Source organism: Neorhizobium sp. T25_27, from assembly GCF_002968565.1.
In the GTDB taxonomy this organism is placed as follows: Bacteria; Pseudomonadota; Alphaproteobacteria; order Rhizobiales; family Rhizobiaceae; genus Neorhizobium; species Neorhizobium tomejilense.
Window position 1 is genome coordinate 1 of the sequence record NZ_PVBJ01000045.1, and the last position, 397, is coordinate 397.

Sequence of the window (397 nt, forward strand, 5' to 3'; positions counted from 1 at the left end):
CCGTTATACTATGGGGCTACGGTTATCGTTTGTTCTAGAAAGTTCTTTTGAGTTGCATTGCTGGCGTAAATGTCAGCAATGCAGCATTTCCTCACGATTCTCCTTTGACGATCGCACTTTTTGCTCGTTATGATGGCGTCGCTAGCCTCAGTAAATCCTTACTCCGGCGGTGCGCAACCCGTGCGCGTGAACCACTATCTGAATGCTCATCATGCCGAAATTTCGAGTTTCTTTATTTAGCCTGGCCCTGATGCTGGCTGTGCCTTTGGCACCGCAGGCCGTTGCGAAAACGGCAGCCGCTACCACCGCTTCACAGCCGGAAATTGCCTCCGGTAGCGCGATGATTGTTGATCTGAATACCAACAAAGTGATCTATTCGAACCACCCGGATCTGGTG

1 protein-coding gene is annotated in these 397 nt (G+C 50.6%); it reads left to right on the top strand.

The window, feature by feature from the left end:
* Positions 1–211 precede the first annotated feature (211 nt).
* A partial coding sequence (locus C5J24_RS31645; RefSeq protein ID WP_205836997.1) for a hypothetical protein occupies positions 212–397 on the top strand: 186 nt, incomplete at its 3' end.